The 17,925-nt window shown below is 30.2% G+C and carries 14 protein-coding genes; 2 read left to right on the forward strand and 12 right to left on the reverse strand.

What is annotated here, in order from left to right:
• Nucleotides 1-92: 92 nt before the first annotated feature.
• The 4 genes from K5Q11_RS02815 to K5Q11_RS02830 all read right to left on the reverse strand — a co-directional run bounded on the left by K5Q11_RS02815 (nucleotide 93) and on the right by K5Q11_RS02830 (nucleotide 3,150).
• On the reverse strand, nucleotides 93-989 hold the full coding sequence (locus K5Q11_RS02815) for a cation diffusion facilitator family transporter (protein WP_220751165.1): 897 nt from the start codon (nucleotides 987-989) through the stop codon (nucleotides 93-95).
• A gap of 104 nt (nucleotides 990-1,093) precedes the next feature.
• Nucleotides 1,094-1,489 (reverse strand): hypothetical protein, encoded by a 396-nt coding sequence (locus K5Q11_RS02820; protein ID WP_220751166.1) that lies wholly within the window; start codon nucleotides 1,487-1,489, stop codon nucleotides 1,094-1,096.
• A gap of 5 nt (nucleotides 1,490-1,494) precedes the next feature.
• Nucleotides 1,495-2,256, reverse strand: a complete 762-nt coding sequence (locus tag K5Q11_RS02825; RefSeq protein ID WP_220728925.1) for a DUF1003 domain-containing protein — start codon at nucleotides 2,254-2,256, stop codon at nucleotides 1,495-1,497.
• 18 nt (nucleotides 2,257-2,274) lie between these two features.
• A complete protein-coding gene (locus tag K5Q11_RS02830) occupies nucleotides 2,275-3,150 on the reverse strand; it encodes an RluA family pseudouridine synthase (protein ID WP_220751167.1) in 876 nt (291 codons plus the stop codon).
• A gap of 94 nt (nucleotides 3,151-3,244) precedes the next feature.
• On the opposite strand from K5Q11_RS02830, the gene K5Q11_RS02835 reads away from it, so the two are divergent.
• Nucleotides 3,245-3,874 carry a carbonic anhydrase family protein gene (locus K5Q11_RS02835; RefSeq protein WP_220751168.1) on the forward strand — a complete coding sequence of 210 codons (630 nt, stop codon included), beginning with the start codon at nucleotides 3,245-3,247 and terminating at the stop codon, nucleotides 3,872-3,874.
• A gap of 506 nt (nucleotides 3,875-4,380) precedes the next feature.
• Here the strand turns inward: K5Q11_RS02835 and K5Q11_RS02840 are convergent.
• The 8 genes from K5Q11_RS02840 to helD form a co-directional block, all read right to left on the reverse strand.
• Nucleotides 4,381-4,698 carry a hypothetical protein gene (locus K5Q11_RS02840; RefSeq protein WP_220751169.1) on the reverse strand — a complete coding sequence of 106 codons (318 nt, stop codon included), beginning with the start codon at nucleotides 4,696-4,698 and terminating at the stop codon, nucleotides 4,381-4,383.
• A gap of 141 nt (nucleotides 4,699-4,839) precedes the next feature.
• The gene (locus K5Q11_RS02845) at nucleotides 4,840-5,145 is read right to left on the reverse strand and encodes a hypothetical protein (protein ID WP_220751170.1); all 306 of its coding nucleotides are present in this window, start codon (nucleotides 5,143-5,145) and stop codon (nucleotides 4,840-4,842) included.
• A 47-nt stretch (nucleotides 5,146-5,192) separates the two neighbouring features.
• Complete coding sequence (locus K5Q11_RS02850) at nucleotides 5,193-6,011, reverse strand: C40 family peptidase (RefSeq protein WP_220728920.1); 819 nt, start codon at nucleotides 6,009-6,011, stop codon at nucleotides 5,193-5,195.
• 21 nt (nucleotides 6,012-6,032) lie between these two features.
• Complete coding sequence (locus K5Q11_RS02855) at nucleotides 6,033-7,100, reverse strand: C39 family peptidase (RefSeq protein WP_220728919.1); 1,068 nt, start codon at nucleotides 7,098-7,100, stop codon at nucleotides 6,033-6,035.
• 206 nt (nucleotides 7,101-7,306) lie between these two features.
• The gene (locus K5Q11_RS02860; RefSeq protein WP_220751171.1) at nucleotides 7,307-12,025 is read right to left on the reverse strand and encodes a type ISP restriction/modification enzyme; all 4,719 of its coding nucleotides are present in this window, start codon (nucleotides 12,023-12,025) and stop codon (nucleotides 7,307-7,309) included.
• A gap of 146 nt (nucleotides 12,026-12,171) precedes the next feature.
• Complete coding sequence (gene guaA / locus K5Q11_RS02865; RefSeq protein ID WP_220751172.1) at nucleotides 12,172-13,722, reverse strand: glutamine-hydrolyzing GMP synthase; 1,551 nt, start codon at nucleotides 13,720-13,722, stop codon at nucleotides 12,172-12,174.
• A gap of 65 nt (nucleotides 13,723-13,787) precedes the next feature.
• A complete protein-coding gene (coaA, locus tag K5Q11_RS02870) occupies nucleotides 13,788-14,711 on the reverse strand; it encodes a type I pantothenate kinase (protein WP_220751173.1) in 924 nt (307 codons plus the stop codon).
• 71 nt (nucleotides 14,712-14,782) lie between these two features.
• Nucleotides 14,783-17,083: an RNA polymerase recycling motor HelD gene (gene helD, locus K5Q11_RS02875; RefSeq protein WP_220751174.1), complete on the reverse strand. Its 2,301-nt coding sequence runs from the start codon at nucleotides 17,081-17,083 to the stop codon at nucleotides 14,783-14,785.
• Between the two features lie 164 nt (nucleotides 17,084-17,247).
• Here helD and K5Q11_RS02880 point away from each other — a divergent pair, with 164 nt between their 5' ends.
• Nucleotides 17,248-17,898, forward strand: a complete 651-nt coding sequence (locus K5Q11_RS02880; RefSeq protein ID WP_220728914.1) for a histidine phosphatase family protein — start codon at nucleotides 17,248-17,250, stop codon at nucleotides 17,896-17,898.
• Nucleotides 17,899-17,925: the final 27 nt, after the last annotated feature.

The raw sequence follows: 17,925 nt of genomic DNA on the forward strand, positions 1-17,925 counted from the left end.
TTAGTTGAATATTTTGACATAAAAAAACCGCCTTAAAAAATTAGATATTATGTCTAACTTTTTTAAGGCGGTACATTAAAATCATCTCTTTTTTATTTTATATCTTTACCAGTATCAAAATATAAATCTTCTTTTTTACCACGCTCAACTTCAGCCTGAAGCGTAACGTGCGTTACATGATATTTTTGTTTAAGTAACTTACTGATTGGATCATATATTTTTTCAGCATCACTAATCATCATATCTCGCATATTAATGTGCGCTGAAAAAATAATGCTATTTTCGTCTACTGACCACACATGCACATGGTGCACACCAGTTACCCCTTTAACTTGCATTAAGTCTTTTTGAATAGCATAACAGTCGACTTGTGGGGCTGCTTGCATTAAGATGTTAACAGTTTTCTTAATGATGGGATAAGTTTCCCACATGATATATACGGCTACTACTAAAGTTATAACTGGATCTACAATATTCCAATTGAACAACTTAATTAAAATTCCGGCAATAATTACCCCAATTGATGCCAACGCATCACTTAAAAGATGTAAATATGTAGCACGCATATTTAGGTTATGTTTAGAACCCTTACTCAATAATAAGGTTGCAATACAATTAGCTACCGTAGCAAGAATTGCTACTACAATCATTAAGCCACCATCAACGTGCTCGGGCTTAAAGAATTTCTGTACTGCTTCAATAATTAGAAATACGGAAATTACAATTAAAAATAACGAGTTTAAAAAAGCTGATATAATTTGTGCTCGCTTAAAACCAAAGGTGTTCTTTTGCGTTTGTGGACGCTGACTAACTCGATGCGCATAGTAACTTCCAACAATCGAAGCTGAATCACCTAAATTATGTAAACCATCTGATACTAAAGATAAACTTCCTGCAATTAGTCCACCTAATAGCTCAGCAACTGTAATACAAACATTCAAAACGGTAACGATTAAAAATCGTTGTCCCGATAGTTGATCATTATGCATTTAACTCACTCCTATCTACACTTCTATTATATACATATATGTTCATATTTGAATAATAAAATTAAAATAAAAAAGAATTTCTGCATAAAAACAGAAATTCTTTTTTATTCAACGATTCGCCAGTCACCTTCATTGGCTTTTGAAATCATATTTAAGAAATGTAAAACCGAATGTGCACGTTTTTCATCATGTTTAAATAAACGATTCAACCCTTTACCAGAAGTCATTGGGTTACTTAATGCAAAATTACCATCATCTAATTGTCCTTCAGAAAATGCAACTACCGTATCACCAGATTCAATTTTAGTGAACATAAAAAATGAACTGTAGTCATCGTCTTCCTTCATGTAGGCTGGCATTGCCCAAATATCATCGGCAATTTCTTGCATTTCATTATTCATGAATTTGTAGTCCTTGTGGTTTTTTTGCGTAATTTCATTTTTCAATACAAACATCATGTTATCAAAACTGGCGTTACCCAATTTTATATTGTCATCCATAAATATTACATCTCCTGTTCTTTATTTTTTAATTCTAAACGTAATTTGGCATTTTCAGTTCTTAGGTTAGTCAATTCAGTTCTCACTTCACCTAAAATTTGCAACTGCAGTTTTTCAATTTCCAAATCATGTGGTAATTGATTTTGAGTCAAATGGTCTAATTTAGCATGTAAAATTCTTAGTTCATGTTCTGATTTAAGGTTAACGTGAAAATCATTTTCAGCATCTAAGCGGTCACGATCAGCGGATCTATTTTGACTCATCATAATAATAGGAGCTTGAATTGCTGCAATACAACTTAACGCTAAGTTTAAAAGTATAAATGGATATGGGTCAAAGTGCAAACCGAACAATGATAAACCATTAATCAACATCCATCCCAACAGCACACCTACGAAAATAAAGATAAAGCTCCAACTACCGCCAAAACGAGCTACCGCATCGGAAACACGTTGACCAAAAGTTAAAGTTTTAGATAACGCTACGTTCACATCGGTAATTTCATAATCATCATTTTGTAGTGCTTTAGTTAGTTTTCGATTAATTTTTTGACTTTGCTTTAAATCCGAATTAATCATGGCATCTACCCTAGCCATTCGATATTTTAAAAGATGATGACTACAAATAAAACTATTAATCTTGGCTTTAGGATAATCATGTTTTATCAAATTAACGATTGCAGGATGCAAATCGGATAAGAATAACCCCTCATCTTCCATGAAAACATCACCATCAACTAAACATTTAACTGATTTATTTCTGTCCATCTTCAACACTCCTTATATTTATTCCACAATTTGTTGCATATCGATAGGTAGCGCAGCTTTAAATGCTAAATATTGATTAGAAAAAGCATCATAAAATTTTAAATAATAAGCATGTAAAGCCTGACGTTCAATCCCTTTATCTAAAGGTCCATTATATAATTGATCACCTAACAAGGGATGCTTTAAATAAGTAAAGTGAACTCTAATTTGATGAGTTCTGCCAGTATGCAATTCAACTTTTACTAATGCTTTATGATTTAAGTTTTTTTGAACCCAATATTCAGTCACTGATGGTTTCCCATCCGGAATTACTTGTCGTCTAAATTCATTGTTAACTTGACCAATTGGTTCATCGATAATGCCATGATTGTTATCCAAATTACCAGAAATAACGGCTAGGTATTGCTTTTGAATTTGATGATTAGCTAATTGTTGATTAGCTAAACTATTAGCTAATCGATGTTTGGCAATTAATACTAAGCCACTGGTAAAACGGTCTAAGCGGGTAATGATGTGCGGTTTTAAATCATTACTACCATGTTTTTTTAAGTATCCTTTAACTCGATTAACCAAAGTATCATCACGATTGCTAGGGCCTGGTACACTGGTTAACCCAGCCGGCTTATTAACGACTAGCCAATTACTATCTTCATAGACCACTTCAAGTGGATTATTACTAATTGGCACATTATCATCGCTTCCTTCATCTGGAAAAGTAACCTTCACCACATCTTTGGGATGAATTTTACCATCTGAAGTCAGCGGACGTTGATTAATTAAAATTTCACCGGAGTTTTTTAGTTCATTATACATACGATGACTAATACCATGATTATTTAAAAATTTTTTAAGTCCATAGGTTTCATCTTTGTCATTTAAAAAGGTAAACTGCATCTTGATTCCTCATTTCTAATAATTTACCAATCTTATGATATATTAACATATAGAATTAAAAACATTTCAAATTGAATGGAAAAGAGTTGTTATAATGTTTAATTATGATAATCAAAATGGTTGGCCTAACAAACTCGGTCACTATCAATCGCCAATAGATTTAAGCTCAACTGATAGTATTAATTATGATGATAATTTGGCGATTAGTAGTGATATGTACTACCAACTAACCGAGGAAATTAATGATGGAAACACAATTAGATTACTAGGACATGGTAATGCTACAATTTTTAATCGTAAGTTTACCTTTCAACAATTGCATTTTCATTTACCATCAGAACACACTATTGATGGTAAAACGCATCCTTTAGAAATTCACTTAGTGCACACTAATGAAATTGGTCAAACCGTTGTGGTCGCTATAATGGTTAATAAAGGTAATAGTAATCCAGACATTCAATCCATCATCAATCATTTCAATAATAACGTTGAACAACCAGTTAATATCTCAACTAATCAATGGATTCCATCTTTGGCCAAAGGCTTTCATTATCTAGGTTCATTAACTACTCCCCCACTAACTGAAGGTGTTGAATGGTTAGTAATCACCAATGCTGCAATCACCGTAAGTGAAAGTCAATTGCAGTGGTTTCATAATAATTTTAAACACAACAATCGTAAAATACAGCCATTATTTGAACGCAAAGTAGAATTATATAAATAAAAAAGTACTGCATAATTGCTAAGACAGTTATGCAGTACTTTTTAGTATTAACTTTTATAAAAACTTGATTAAATAATTACCAAAAAAACTTGTATATATTCACAATACCAAAGATGTATAACCATACCATAAAGCTAGGTATAAATAAGATTAGATGAAAGCAAAAAAATATTTTGTAATATATATCTAAATTACGCCAGTCTGAAGTTTTTAGTCTAGTAATAAAATCTAATATATTAAATACACTGATTATCCCAGTTATTAAAAAGCCAAATATAACGAGTACATCTGGATGAAAAGGATCTCCATTTGATAATCCTATAATTCCATCAATAATTAACAGAAACGGTAAAAATAAAATAGCAACTTGAATTAATACTTTGTATCTATATTATTTCATATAACTCCTTAAAAATTACAAATTAACATGAATGTTTTATTACATGTAACCACAAGAAAGTACAATTGGGTAATCAATTACCTAAATATTAGTTAAATATCGTATATCAAAAAAAGCTGTATAGATTAACAATGTCAAAGAAGGATAGCCATGCTATAAAACTGGGGATAAATAAGATTAAATGAAAAAAGAAAAAGATTTTATAATATATATTCAAATCATGCCAGCCTGAATTTCTTAATCTATTAATAAAATTTAATATATTAATTGTGCTAATTATTCCAGTTGTTAAAAGTCCCAGTAACACAAACGCATCTGGATGAAAAAGTTCTTTATTTATTAATCCTATAATTCCCTCAATCATTAACCAAAATGGTAAAAATAAAACAGCAATTTGAATTAATACTTTATATCTATATTTCATATAACTCCTTAATTCTTACATAATTACATAAACATTGTATTACACACTTTTATGAGTATAACGTAAAATTAGGTAATCAAAAACCTGTAAAACAGGAAATTAATTACCTAATGTCTAACCAAAAAGTTTATATTAAAATATTTATAGATTAATGATTTCTAAAAACAATAACCACGATATCAAACTAGGTATAAATAGAATTATATGAATAAAGAAAAATATTTTATAGTACACATCTATACTATGCCAACCTAATAAAAACATTCTAATTAAAAATGCTATTATGTTGCACATACTAATTATTCCAATTATCAATACTCCAAAAAAAATTAAATCATCTGGATGTAAGGAAACATTTTCTGCAACGCCGATGGCACCATTAATAATTAAGAAAAAAGGATAAAATAACATAGCAACTTGAATCAATATTTTATATCTATATTTCATAAAACTACCAAAAGCTTGTAAATATCATTAAGCAAATCTAACTTACCTTAATTCCATGGACGAGCTACACCAGCAACATCTGATCTTTGACCATTTCTAATAGCTGCCACCATAATACGAGGAGGCCAACTTTCAATTACTCGGTTGCGGCCTAAGTATAGTGCAACATGCCAAATGGTATGTGTTCCTGGTTGATAGTAAAAAATTAAATCTCCACGTTTACGATTTTTATAAGCAACATGTTTAAACTTATGACTAGCGAATAAGTTACGAGAATTCCATTCATTTCCAGGATAAGCATGATGAATTGAACTAATTGGTTTAGGATCAATTCCGCCAGCGTATAAAGCCTGCATTACCAAACCAGAACAGTCTGTTCCATATTTAGGACTAGAAGAAGCTCCATAAATGTATGGATTACCCAAATACTTGTATGCTTGCTTAATAGCAGCTTCAATATGAGCTTTGCGACCTTGGTTATCTTTAGCGCCTAAAGGAGCTACGTAACTGTCAATATTAGACCAATCTGATTTAGAGAAACCCAATTTTACCCATGTTTGTTCATCTACGATTCCGTTGGCTTTTAAATGATGCTTACGCTGAAAATTCTTTACAGCATACTTAGTCGCATAGTTATATTTATTATAACCACCATAAGTACCTAACCTGCGCATTACTTTATATGTCTTAATTCCCTCGTAACCAATATTTAAGTTATAACCAACCTTTCCATATGGTTTGATTTGTGAACTTTGAATTTGATAATACTTTTTAGGGTTTTGATAATTTTGAGCATTAACTTTTATACCTAAAACTAAAACAGCCAAAAAAGATAAACAAAAAATTGAAATTTTTCTTATTTTCATATACTTAACTTCCTTCCAAATTTAGTAACTTAAAGCTCGTTTTGCATCAGCTTTGTGAAGTTGTTTAAAATTATTATACGTTAGTTTGATACGCTTATATTTCCAAGGGTCATTCATGTATAGATAGTTTTCATCATATCCATAAACAGTTAATGCATGATTAGGAAATCCATCAATATGTGCTAACCAAACAACAACCGGATGATTAATATTAATTTGCTTTTTAATCTTATAAATAGAACATCCCGTCATATTTTTAACTGACCCTAAATATTTTTTAACAATTTTGGTTAAACCTTTAGGGTAAATATACCATCCACTTTTAGAATATGGGCTTCCAACAAAACCCTTATTAGGATTAGATGAACGAGGCATTTCTTTTGCTAATTGCATTTTATTTTTGTGAACACCTGCATATTTTAACATCATCGTTAGGGCTGTAATCTCACATCCAGTTGGAAGTTGTGGACGTTGAGCAATTAGAGGCACTTTATTTATATACCTAACATTATGGTCAAAATAATCAGCATTAATCCACTCCCCAGAAGAAATTTGATAATAAGTTTTTGATTTAAGCTGACCTTGACGATTTATGTAAATATTTTCATTACTATTAATCTCATATTTGTTTTGAGAATTATCTTTATATCCCTTAACATACTTTTTGTGCCATTTACGCTTAAATCTAGTTTTATAATTTAATGTTTTTTGGTTATCAAAAACTATTTCTTTATTATTGTTGTCTCCATTTGAGTGTTCTTTATTATTATTGGGAGTTGAATTATTATTCCCATTAGGATTTTGATTTCCATTATTTGGTTCATTATTATCAGAAGGACTTTTTCCTTGATTATTAGAATTATTATTTTGATCACTGCTGGAGCTATTTCCTTGACTACCAGAACCATTATTTTGATTATCATTAGAACTGTTAGTTTGATTATTAGTATCATTAGAAACATCAGATGAGGTATTATTCGGATTAACAATGTTATTGTCTCCACTTGGTGTTTCATCCGCATAAACATTTAAACCACAAAAAATCCCTAAAGTAGCAACTGTAAGTACAATTATTTTTTTATAAAACATATCTACACCTTTTATCATTATTTTTTATAGTAGTATAAATATTATATTACATATATTAATAAATATAAAACAAAAATTAAAAGTATTATTTTAGATTAATGTCATGATATGCAATGAATTATTAACAAAGTTAAAAAATACTCCTAAAACTTATATGTTTATTAAATAAGTTTTAGGAGCATTTTACATTTAATTATATATTTAATTTATTCATCAACTTCAAATTTAGGTAATTGATTAACTAAATCAACTGTTTGTACAGAAACATTAATAATTCTCAATAATAAATTAAAAATGTATTTAGGATCATCACTATATTCATTAGGATCATCAGTTATACCTGATTTTTTATCAGTTTTAAATTGATATTGATCCATAATCCATTCAATAGCAGATTTACCGTTAACAACATATTCATAAGCTTTAGATGGAATGTTACTAATAGTAATATCATCATTAAAAATGATTGTAGATTTATCTTTAATGGAATTCCCCTTTTTGTCTCTAACTAATTTACCATTTTTGTCTTTAACTTTATCAAATTTCATTTTATTGACTATATAATTTTTATCATTATTTTTGATATATAATTTTTTATATGTTGGGATATTTTCATAATTAAGATGCAAATAAGATAATTTTTTACCAATTTCAATGTATTTTTCTTTATTTTTAACTAATGGTATTCGAGGTAAAGACTTAGAAAGATCTTTATCATACATATTTATATAATCTTTAGAGTGTAAAAGCCCATATACGTAATAAATAATTTCATCTTCAGAAATTCTATATTTATTTTTCAATATTGAAAAATTAATAGAAGAATAGCTTCCAATATTATCGTACATTTTCTTTGGAAAATTTTGAGATCCACCAGAAAAGATATTTCTATCTGGAAGAACATTTATTATTAACGTTGTAAACTTGAAATTATGTGCTTTATTAGGCATTGATAACATTAAATTTTTAGAATTGCTTTTAGGCAAAACTTTAGACATTTGATACTGCCTATCAATCATGTCTGCTTCATAATAAGCATATTTTTTAGTAAATGGGCGATACATGCCTAAATAAATTCTGGAAGAATCATAATTAATATGTTTTTTTGATTCAAAAAGTTTTTTTAAAGATTTATTCCAAGAAATTTTAGAAGTTTTTTTATTATAAACTTCTATATTACCTAAATTATCATTATAGTAATTTATACTTTCAGTTATTTTATTTTCAACTGATTTCTTACTAAATCCCCAAGACCAATTATCTCTACCCGTAGTTATACCTCCAGTATAATCATTGAATAGAGTATTATTTTCTTTTTTAGAACCAATTTTAACAAACTGATCAAAATTAGTATTTCTCTGATTAATCCAGTCACCTTTGTGGTTGGGAATGATTTTTTTTAATTTATTATCAATTTTAAAAATACTATGCCATTTTTGTATTTTTTTTAACTTTTCCGATTTATTCAAATAATTATCTATATCTAAATAATGTAATTTTCCAGAATAATCATTACTTTGTTTCTTGACTAAAATTGTAATCGCAACTCCAACACGTATATTAAATATATTTTTACCCTCTTTTTTTGCCTGTAAACTAGTAAGACCTCTACTTTTTCCTTTTAAATTAATTATATAAATATCAGAAAATTCATTTATAAGTGATTTCCTAATTCCATCTGCGGAAGAACTGTTTATAAAAGAATTATTGGTAATAAAGCCAATAACCCCATTATTACTAATTCTATTAGATGCCCATCTAAGAGCTCTAATATAAGAATCGGTTAATCCATTTTTATTTTGTGCTGAAGATAGTTTTGAATAAGACTTTTCTATAGAATTATCAAGTAATTCATATTTACTTTTTGTTTGATTATCGTCTTCATTTGATTGTTTAGCAAAATAAGGTGGATTACTCATAATAACAGTTATAGGGTTTTCCTGTTGTTTCTTTAAACGTTCATTATTTTGACCAAGTAGTTCATCCATAAAAGAATCTTTACGTTCGGTACTTTCAAATGTATCAGTTAAAACAATTCCATTGAATGGTTTGTATCCTCTATCAGGACCGTTTACTTCATCAAATACTGATTCAATATTAATAGCTGCAATATAATAACTTAATAAAACAATTTCATTAGCATGTAATTCATGCATATATTTATATAAAATATCATCAAAAGTAATTTTTTCAGCATCCATTTCTTGTTTAAGGTATTGCAAAGTTCTGGTTATAAAGGTACCCGTTCCAGTAAATGGGTCTAAAATATGAACACCTTTATCAGCTAAACCTTTACCAAAATATTTATGCATAGCATCGTCGACAGAATGAATAATGAAATCAACCACTTCAGTTGGAGTAAATACAATTCCTAGTTGTTCTGTAGTTTCTTTAAAACCTTTTTTAAAGAAATTATCGTATAATGATAAAATTAATTTTTGCTTACCTTCTGCGTTATCAATACCAGAAGCTCTTAATTTAATAGAATCATAAAACGGTTTTAAATCTTCCTGTTCTTTAGAAAAACCAAAAACCTTAAAAGCAGAAATAACATCATTCATAGATTTTGATACAACATTATTTTTAACAAAGCTATATTCACCAAATAAAGCATCAAAAACAGGTTCAGTAATAAGATGTTGAGCTAGCATTTCAACAGTCTGTTCTCTTGAGATAGAATCGTTAATATTATGTTTCAAACTGGTATGAAAATTTTCAAATGCCATCTTAGCACCATCATTACTATCAATTAAATCATTGATTTTTCTAATGTGTCTTTTAGCAATATCAGAAACATCTTTGGACCAGTCTTCTAGGTATCGACGATCACCAACATGTTGAACTACTTTTCCATAGAAAGCGTTACGCATTTCTTGAAAATTCAATGGTAATTCCATTTGTTTTGTATTTTGTTCTTCATTTTTAGAAGTACTTTCATCCACTTTATTATCAGGAGAAGAATTGACACCAATTAAATCAATTTTTTTTGATTTATTTTTATTCAAGTCTAGTTTATTAACTTCAGCATCAAATCTTTCATCTATAGATCTCAATGCATTTAACACTTGCCAAATTTCTTTGTACTTTGAATCATTGTCCAAAGCTGCGTGTGGATCAACTCCATCGGACACAACAATTGGTAAAATGATGTAACCATACTCTTTATTTTCAGCTCGACGCATAATGCGTCCAACAGCTTGCACAATATCAACTTGTGATTTTTTTGGGCTAAAGAAGATTATTCCATCAAGGTTAGGAACGTCAATCCCCTCTGTTAAGAATCTAACGTTAGATAAAACTCTAGAATGATTTTCTTGAATATTATTATCGCCTAACCAATCAATTTCATCTTTCTTTTGAAGTGCATTAAGGCCACCATCAACATGATGAACATCAACTTGAAAACTACCTGTTGCTTTGGCGTCTAAGTACTCATTAACTACCGTTTCAAATTCATTGGAAATAATTTTAGAATGCTTGATTGTATCAGTAAAAGCGATTGCTCTTTTCATTGGAGCACCTTTAATTTCACCAGTAATTCCATCACGTTTAACCATAGCGTTCCATACACCAATTATTTTACCAATATCATCCACTTTTAATTGATTATCCGCTGCCATAAGTTTTTGCATATCTTTATTTATATAAGATTCATTGACCGCTAAAACTGTAACTTTATAATCAGTTAAATATCCTTGGGCAACAGCATCTCCAAAGCCTAGCCTAAATATTTCTTTACCATACTTATCTTCGTCGTCCATCGAAGATACTAATATACTATTTTCTTTAGCTTTTTTCTTAGCATTAGCATCATACAACTTAGGAGTTGCTGTTTGATAGAGACGTAACTTACCTTTGACATTAGTATCAGAATGAACTTCAGTAAAAACACTATCTTCATTTAGTTTTGTAGCACCAGTAGTTCTATGAGCCTCATCAGCAATAATTAAATCAAATTCTGGATAACCATTTTTCTGGGCTTCTTTAATAACGTCAATAGACTGATAAGTTGAAAATACAACTGTCATATTGTTATTTAAATTAAGATTCTTAATATTATTAAAGTTATTTATAAGCTCATCAACATTAGTAGTTGCTGGAAAACCAATGTCCTTTGCTCCTAGGTCATCCTTTCCATATGACTTTTTATTAGCCTTTCGATCAGAAACTACAGAAAAAGATGTCATATGTAAACTATCAGATTTATCATCATTCCAATTAAATAAAGTTTGTGAGAGTAATTGAATACTTGGAACCAAATAAAGAACATAAAAATTTTTCCTTTTTTGTTCATTCATTAAAGATTCAGCAATTTTTAAACTAGTGAATGTCTTACCAGTTCCTGGTGCCATAATTAATTTTCCACGATTATTATTTTTAAAATATTTCAAAGAATTATCAATAGCTTCTTTTTGATATTTTCTTAACTCTTTAGGCTTTTTAATAGATAAATCTTTATTTGAATCACCAAAAGAAAACATTTGCCAGTTAATGTTAGCATGACTTAATTGTGACAAACCAATTCTTGCAAAGGATTTGGAATTATTTTCCAATGCATTTTCAGCATTCTTGTTCCATTCATCAGTGGTAGAAACTATTAAACCATCGTAATAATATTCTTTTCCGGCTTCTGCTACAAAAGAATTAATTGTATCCTTTCCAATTTTTCCTCGATAATATTTAGCTTGCACAGCTGTTAGCTTGCCATCATAACTTTCAGCAACAATATCAACACCTGTATCTTTTTTAGGAATATGATATTGCTCAGGTACATCTTTTAGCATCCAGACATTTTTGTATTTTTGCTTATATAATGGTTCATTCTTTAAATAAGAAACTACCATTTCTTCAAAAGCGGTCCCGCGATCTCTTTGATTATTCATAGTAGAATCTATTTGATTAATAAGCTCTTTGAAAGTAGCCATTTTTAATCCTCCAATATAACAATAGTTTATATAATTATAACAATATTCACAGTAATCTATATTACTTTTTTGGTTTTTATAAATTTAAAACACAAATAAAAAACGCTATCCAAAATGGATAACGTTTTTTTTAGGAATATAAATAATTATTCCCATTCAATTGTCGAAGGTGGCTTACTTGTAATATCGTACACTACTCGGTTAATTCCGCCGACTTCATTTACAATCTTAGTTGAAATGTCTGATAATACATCCCATGGAATTTGTGCAAAGTCAGCGGTCATTCCATCAATTGATTTAACGGCACGGATTGCAATGGTGTAGTCATAAGTACGACCATCACCCATTACTCCCACACTTCTAAATCCTGGAAGGACTGTGAAGTATTGCCAAATTTCACGGTCTAGACCAGCTTTAGCAATTTCTTTTCTTAAAATGTAATCACTATCACGGACAATTTGTAATTTTTCTTCAGTAATTTCACCAATTACACGGATTCCTAAACCAGGACCTGGGAATGGTTGACGCCATACCAAGTTAGCTGGAATGCCTAGTTTTTCACCTAATTCACGTGTTTCATCCTTAAATAATGAACGTAGTGGTTCAATTAATTGGAAACGTAAATCTTCTGGTAATCCCCCAACATTATGGTGAGACTTGATAGTTTGGGCAGTATCAGTCCCACTTTCGATAACATCAGTGTATAAAGTTCCTTGTGCTAAGAAGTCAATATCTTTTAGCTTACGGGCTTCATCATTGAAAACTTCAATAAATTCATTACCAATGATTTTGCGTTTTTGTTCTGGTTCCGTAACACCATTTAGTTTACCTAAGAAACGATCCTTAGCATCAACTTTAATGATGTTAAGACCAAACTTACCAGCTAAACTGTCCATAACTTCGTCAGCTTCATTTTTACGTAATAAACCGTGGTCAACAAAGATACTAGTTAGTTGGTTCCCAATTGCTTTGTGTAGTAAAACACCGGTAACACTTGAATCAACTCCACCAGATAGTCCTAGAATAACTTTTTTATCTCCTACAACTTCACGAATGTGTTCAACTTGTAGGTCAATAAAGTCTTCCATTGACCAATTAGCTTCGGCATGACAAACGTTAAAAGCAAAGTTCTTTAAAATATCATTTCCGTACTTAGTATTTCTAACTTCAGCATGGAATTGAATAGCGTAGAAGTTCTTAGCTACATTTTGCATTGCTGTAATTGGACAGTCTTTACTTTTAGCTACTACTTCAAAGTCTTCTGGAACTTTAGATACTAAATCACCATGACTCATCCATACTGGTTGTTCTTTAGGTAAACCTTTGAACAAAGTATCTTCAGCTGTAACTTCAATATCAGCATGTCCATATTGACCGTGTTCTTCTCCCGCAACTTGACCACCTAATTTATAAGCCATCAATTGCATTCCGTAACAAATTCCTAAAATTGGAATTCCTAATTCAAAAATTTCAGGGTCAACGGTTAATGCATCATCTGCATAAACACTGTTAGGACCACCAGAAAAAATGATTCCCTTTGGATTAAAACGTTTTATGTCATCAATTGACATATCATGTGGCTTAAGTTCTGAATAAACTCCAAGATCTCTAATTCTACGAGTAATTAGTTGATTATATTGGCTTCCAAAATCAAGCACTAAAATTTTATCAAAAGACGATAGATCAATGTTTGTCACGCCATACACCCCTCTTTAATAATTGTTACTATCATAAACTATCACAATACTACGGTCAAATTTTTTTAGTATTTTCTAAGTAAAACCTGGTCAATATCATGGTTATCAGTTTTATGCAAAATCAAATCTGCCCGCGTCTTAGTTGGCTTAATATTTTCTAATAGGTTAGGTAAATTAACCGTTTCCCAAACTTTTTTAGCAATCTCAATTGCTTTAGCACGATCGGTATGGGCTAATTCATAATAGTAATTAGATGGGCTTTGAAAAGCTGTATCCATCAATTTTTTAAAGCGATCCAAATACCAATTTTCAATTAAATCATCTTTAGCATCAATATAAATTGAAAAGTCAGTAAAATCACTAACATAGATTTGTTGATTGGAAGGTAGCTGTAAAGTATTAATTCCCTCAATAATCAATACATCTGGTTGATCAATAATATCATATCGATTAGGAATGATATCATACACATCATGTGAATATACGGGCGCTTTAACGTTATTTTTACCTGATTTTACTTCATTTAAGAAATTAATTAATTTCTCCATATCATAACTCTCAGGAAATCCTTTTCGATCCATTATATTCATTTCACGTAATTTCTTGCTGGGATATAAAAAACCATCCGTTGTAATTAATTGAATTTTTTTATCACTAAAGAAATATGATAGTAAAACTTTAAGTAGGCGAGCTGTGGTAGATTTACCTACGGCTACACTTCCAGAGATACCAATAATATAAGGTACTTTACGAGTGGGTTTCGACAAAAAATCAGCTTTAGTTTTTTGCCATTCATTGAAGTGACTAGTTTTTAATTTTAAAAGATGCACGATTGGAATATAAATATCGTGAACATCATCTAATGATATTTTATCGTTAAAAGCCTTAACTCGTCGTAAGCTCGCTTGAGTGATTGGAACTGATTTAGTATGATAAAAATTTTTCCATTCATCTTGGGAAAAAGAATAATAATTAATTGGTTCGGTCAACTTTACATCCCCATTTTAATTTATTTTAAATAAAGAAAGAGTTTATCCACTTTGAACAAACTCTTTGATTTTTATTTCATTATATATAAATCTTTTGGTACGCGGTCTAAAATTGTAGTTACTTTATTTTTAGCCATAATTGTTAATTCATGCATGGCACGTGTACAAATTGTATATACTAATTGACGATCACTTTCATCACTATAAACGTTGTCTGAAGCATCCCACATAATAACTGAATCAAATTCCAAACCTTTAGCTAGGTATGAAGGAATAATTAAAGTTCCCTTTAGTAAACGTTGATTTTCAGTTTGAATTAAATGTGCTTCTACGTCATTTTGCTGTAATTCTTCATATAACTTTTTACAATCAGCTAAAGTCTTACAGATAATTGTCGTAGTATCGTGTTTTTGCTTATCAGAAGCAATTTTAGCTTTAAGGTTCAAGATTGCCTCATGGTCGTTATTATATACCTCAACTAGTGGTTTTTCGCCTTCACGAGCAAATGATTCAATTGCTTCACCATCACCTAAAATATGCTTAGTAAAGTCAGTGATTTGTTCAGTGGAACGATAAGACTTAGTTAGTTGTACTACGTTAGTTTTATCTGCATCGAACATCGTTCCTAATTCTTTTAGTAACTGATGACTATTTTCATGCGTAAAGATGGCTTGATTTAAGTCCCCTAACAAGGTAAAGCGTGCTCGTGGGAATGTAAACTTAAGAAAAGCCATTTGGAAAGCTGTATAGTCTTGAACTTCATCGATAAATAAATATCTAATATCTGTTTTAGCACGTTTACCACTAATTTTATCAAATAAGTATAGGTATGCTGAAACATCAGCCATTGAAATGGAACCTTTTTTAATGCCACTAACAGTCTTATCAATGTTAGCTTGCCAATCATCAAGTGTTAAATTGTATTTGGCAAGGTCTAAAATATGTGGCAAACTCTTTAAAAAGTGTACAAATTGGTTATTAATACTTAAAAAGCGCGAATGTACAATTTGTTTTCTAACTCGTTTGAAAGCTCCAATAACAATATGTTTAGCTAAAAAGTCAAACTCTTTATCAGCATTTTGGAATTCGTCTGGGTGGGTAGATTGAACGGCTTGAATCTGTTCACGACTTAATGATTGAACCGCATCTTCAACCCATTTCTTTTTCATTTCAGCTTTAACTCGACGGTTTAACATCTTAATTAAACGTTCTTTAGTCGCTGATAAACGATTTCTTAAATTGTAGTTTTCATTAAAGCTATAGTAAATTTCAGCAATTTTTTCTTTTGGAATGAACACTTCTTTATTGAACATAATGTTCTTAAAACGCATATCCTCTTTATTTAGATGATTTGCGTAAGCTGTTTCAGCTCTAAAGAAGTCCAAACTGTTTTTAAGTGTATTAATGTTACGCAAGTTCATGTCTTCAGAATTATCTTCTAAGAAACGTTGCGATAAGTTTTCAACCTTTAGATGTGGAACTCGAATACTACTATATTGATAGTAGGTCATCTGAACCATGTTTTGTTCACCTAGTTCAGGTAATACTTGGTTGATATAATCATTAAAAAGTTGATTAGGTGAAAATAAAATAACTTGACTAGAAGTTAATTTGCCACGATAACGATATAACAAGAATGCAATTCTTTGTAATACAGCCGCCGTCTTACCTGAACCAGCCGCTCCTTGAACAAACAACAAATCTGAATTAGTATCACGAATAATTTGATTTTGTTCTTTTTGAATCGTAGTTACAATACTCTTCATCTTAGTACTGGATTTACCGTTCAAATTATCCAGTAACATTTGATCACCAACCACTTGGTCAGTATCAAAAATAGTTTTTATTTCGCTGTTTTTAATTTGAAATTGACGTTTTAAAGTTACATTGACTGATTGGGTTCCCATAGGAGTTTCATAGGTTACATGTCCAATTTTACTGTCATAATAAATACTAGATATTGGAGCTCGCCAGTCATAAACTAAGTAATGATCTGGACTATCAGTAAATGATCCTAATCCAATATAAATGGTTTCAGCCTTATTTTCACCGGTTTCTTCAAAGTCCAAACGTGCAAAATATGGCGTATCTTCCATCTTCTTTAGTTTGGCATATTCATCGGTAGCATGTTGCCAACTATTTTCACGTTCTTCCAACATTTGTTGCTGTTGTCTAATAGAAACTGAAGTTTCCATCATTCCACTATAAGTACTGGTATTCAAACGAACATCATTATAGAAGTTTTTATTAATATCTGCTTTATCTTTTTCAGTTTTACTAATCTTTTTTGCAGCTGCTTTTTCAGCAGTTTTAATCTTTTGAACGACTTCATCAAGATGTGCCTGTTCATATTGTTTAATTGAATCAGCCATATTTATTTCTCCTAATTATTGGAATTTTAATCAACTATTTTAGCATACATATTTGCTTATAACAAAAATTTAAACATTCTTTAACTATTTATACCTAATAAATTTAACATTTTCCATTATATGCTAAAATTAGACCAGATATGATTTTATTTAGGAGGAAAAATATGGCTATCAACTTATACTTTGTTAGACACGGACAAACTTTTTTAAATAAGTATCATCGCATTCAAGGGTTAAGCAATGCCCCACTTACTGAAAAAGGAATTAATGATGGAATTGCTGCTGGTAAACGTTTAAGTCAGATTGAATTTAATGCAGCTTATTCTAGTGACATGCAACGTGCAATCGATACTGCTAAATATATTTTAAAAGAAAACTCATCTGCAATTAAAACTCCAACTGTAAGCACTGCTTTTCGTGAAGAAAACTTTGGTTATTTTGAAGGTAGTGATGATCAATCTGTTTGGCACATGATTGGATCACCTAAAGGTGCTAACACTTTCAATGAAATGATTGATAAATTTTCAATGGAAAAGGTTGTAGATATGATTGCTGCAGCAGATCCATATGGTGATGCTGAAACTAATCAAGATATTTATGATCGTTTTATGCCGGGCTTAAAAGATGTAATTAGTAAAGCTAACGACAATGACAACGTACTAATTGTTGCTCACGGTACCTTAATTCGCTGGTTAGTAAGTCAATTCGATAAAAGTATTAATGTAGCTGATTCCCCTAAAAACGGTGGCGTTACTAAATTAGTTGCTAATGGTGATAATGATATTAAAGTCGAATTTTTCAATAAAGTAGATTAAAAAAAGAAGAGATTCTCATCTCTTCTT

The sequence above is a fragment of the Apilactobacillus xinyiensis genome, assembly GCF_019656235.1.
Taxonomy (GTDB): Bacteria; Bacillota; Bacilli; order Lactobacillales; family Lactobacillaceae; genus Apilactobacillus; species Apilactobacillus xinyiensis.

Excerpts from the sequence above, each read along its gene's own strand:
- K5Q11_RS02860 (WP_220751171.1), bottom strand. The coding sequence starts at position 12,025 with ATGGCTACTTTCAAAGAGCTTATTAATCAAATAGATTCTACTATGAAT.
- K5Q11_RS02845 (WP_220751170.1), bottom strand. The coding sequence starts at position 5,145 with ATGAAATATAGATATAAAATATTGATTCAAGTTGCTATGTTATTTTAT.
- K5Q11_RS02820 (WP_220751166.1), bottom strand. The coding sequence starts at position 1,489 with ATGGATGACAATATAAAATTGGGTAACGCCAGTTTTGATAACATGATG.
- K5Q11_RS02835 (WP_220751168.1), top strand. The coding sequence starts at position 3,245 with ATGTTTAATTATGATAATCAAAATGGTTGGCCTAACAAACTCGGTCAC.
- K5Q11_RS02830 (WP_220751167.1), bottom strand. The coding sequence starts at position 3,150 with ATGCAGTTTACCTTTTTAAATGACAAAGATGAAACCTATGGACTTAAA.
- K5Q11_RS02855 (WP_220728919.1), bottom strand. The coding sequence starts at position 7,100 with ATGTTTTATAAAAAAATAATTGTACTTACAGTTGCTACTTTAGGGATT.
- K5Q11_RS02850 (WP_220728920.1), bottom strand. The coding sequence starts at position 6,011 with ATGAAAATAAGAAAAATTTCAATTTTTTGTTTATCTTTTTTGGCTGTT.
- K5Q11_RS02880 (WP_220728914.1), top strand. The coding sequence starts at position 17,248 with ATGGCTATCAACTTATACTTTGTTAGACACGGACAAACTTTTTTAAAT.
- K5Q11_RS02840 (WP_220751169.1), bottom strand. The coding sequence starts at position 4,698 with ATGAAATATAGATATAAAGTATTAATTCAAATTGCTGTTTTATTTTTA.
- K5Q11_RS02825 (WP_220728925.1), bottom strand. The coding sequence starts at position 2,256 with ATGGACAGAAATAAATCAGTTAAATGTTTAGTTGATGGTGATGTTTTC.
- helD (WP_220751174.1), bottom strand. The coding sequence starts at position 17,083 with ATGGCTGATTCAATTAAACAATATGAACAGGCACATCTTGATGAAGTC.
- K5Q11_RS02815 (WP_220751165.1), bottom strand. The coding sequence starts at position 989 with ATGCATAATGATCAACTATCGGGACAACGATTTTTAATCGTTACCGTT.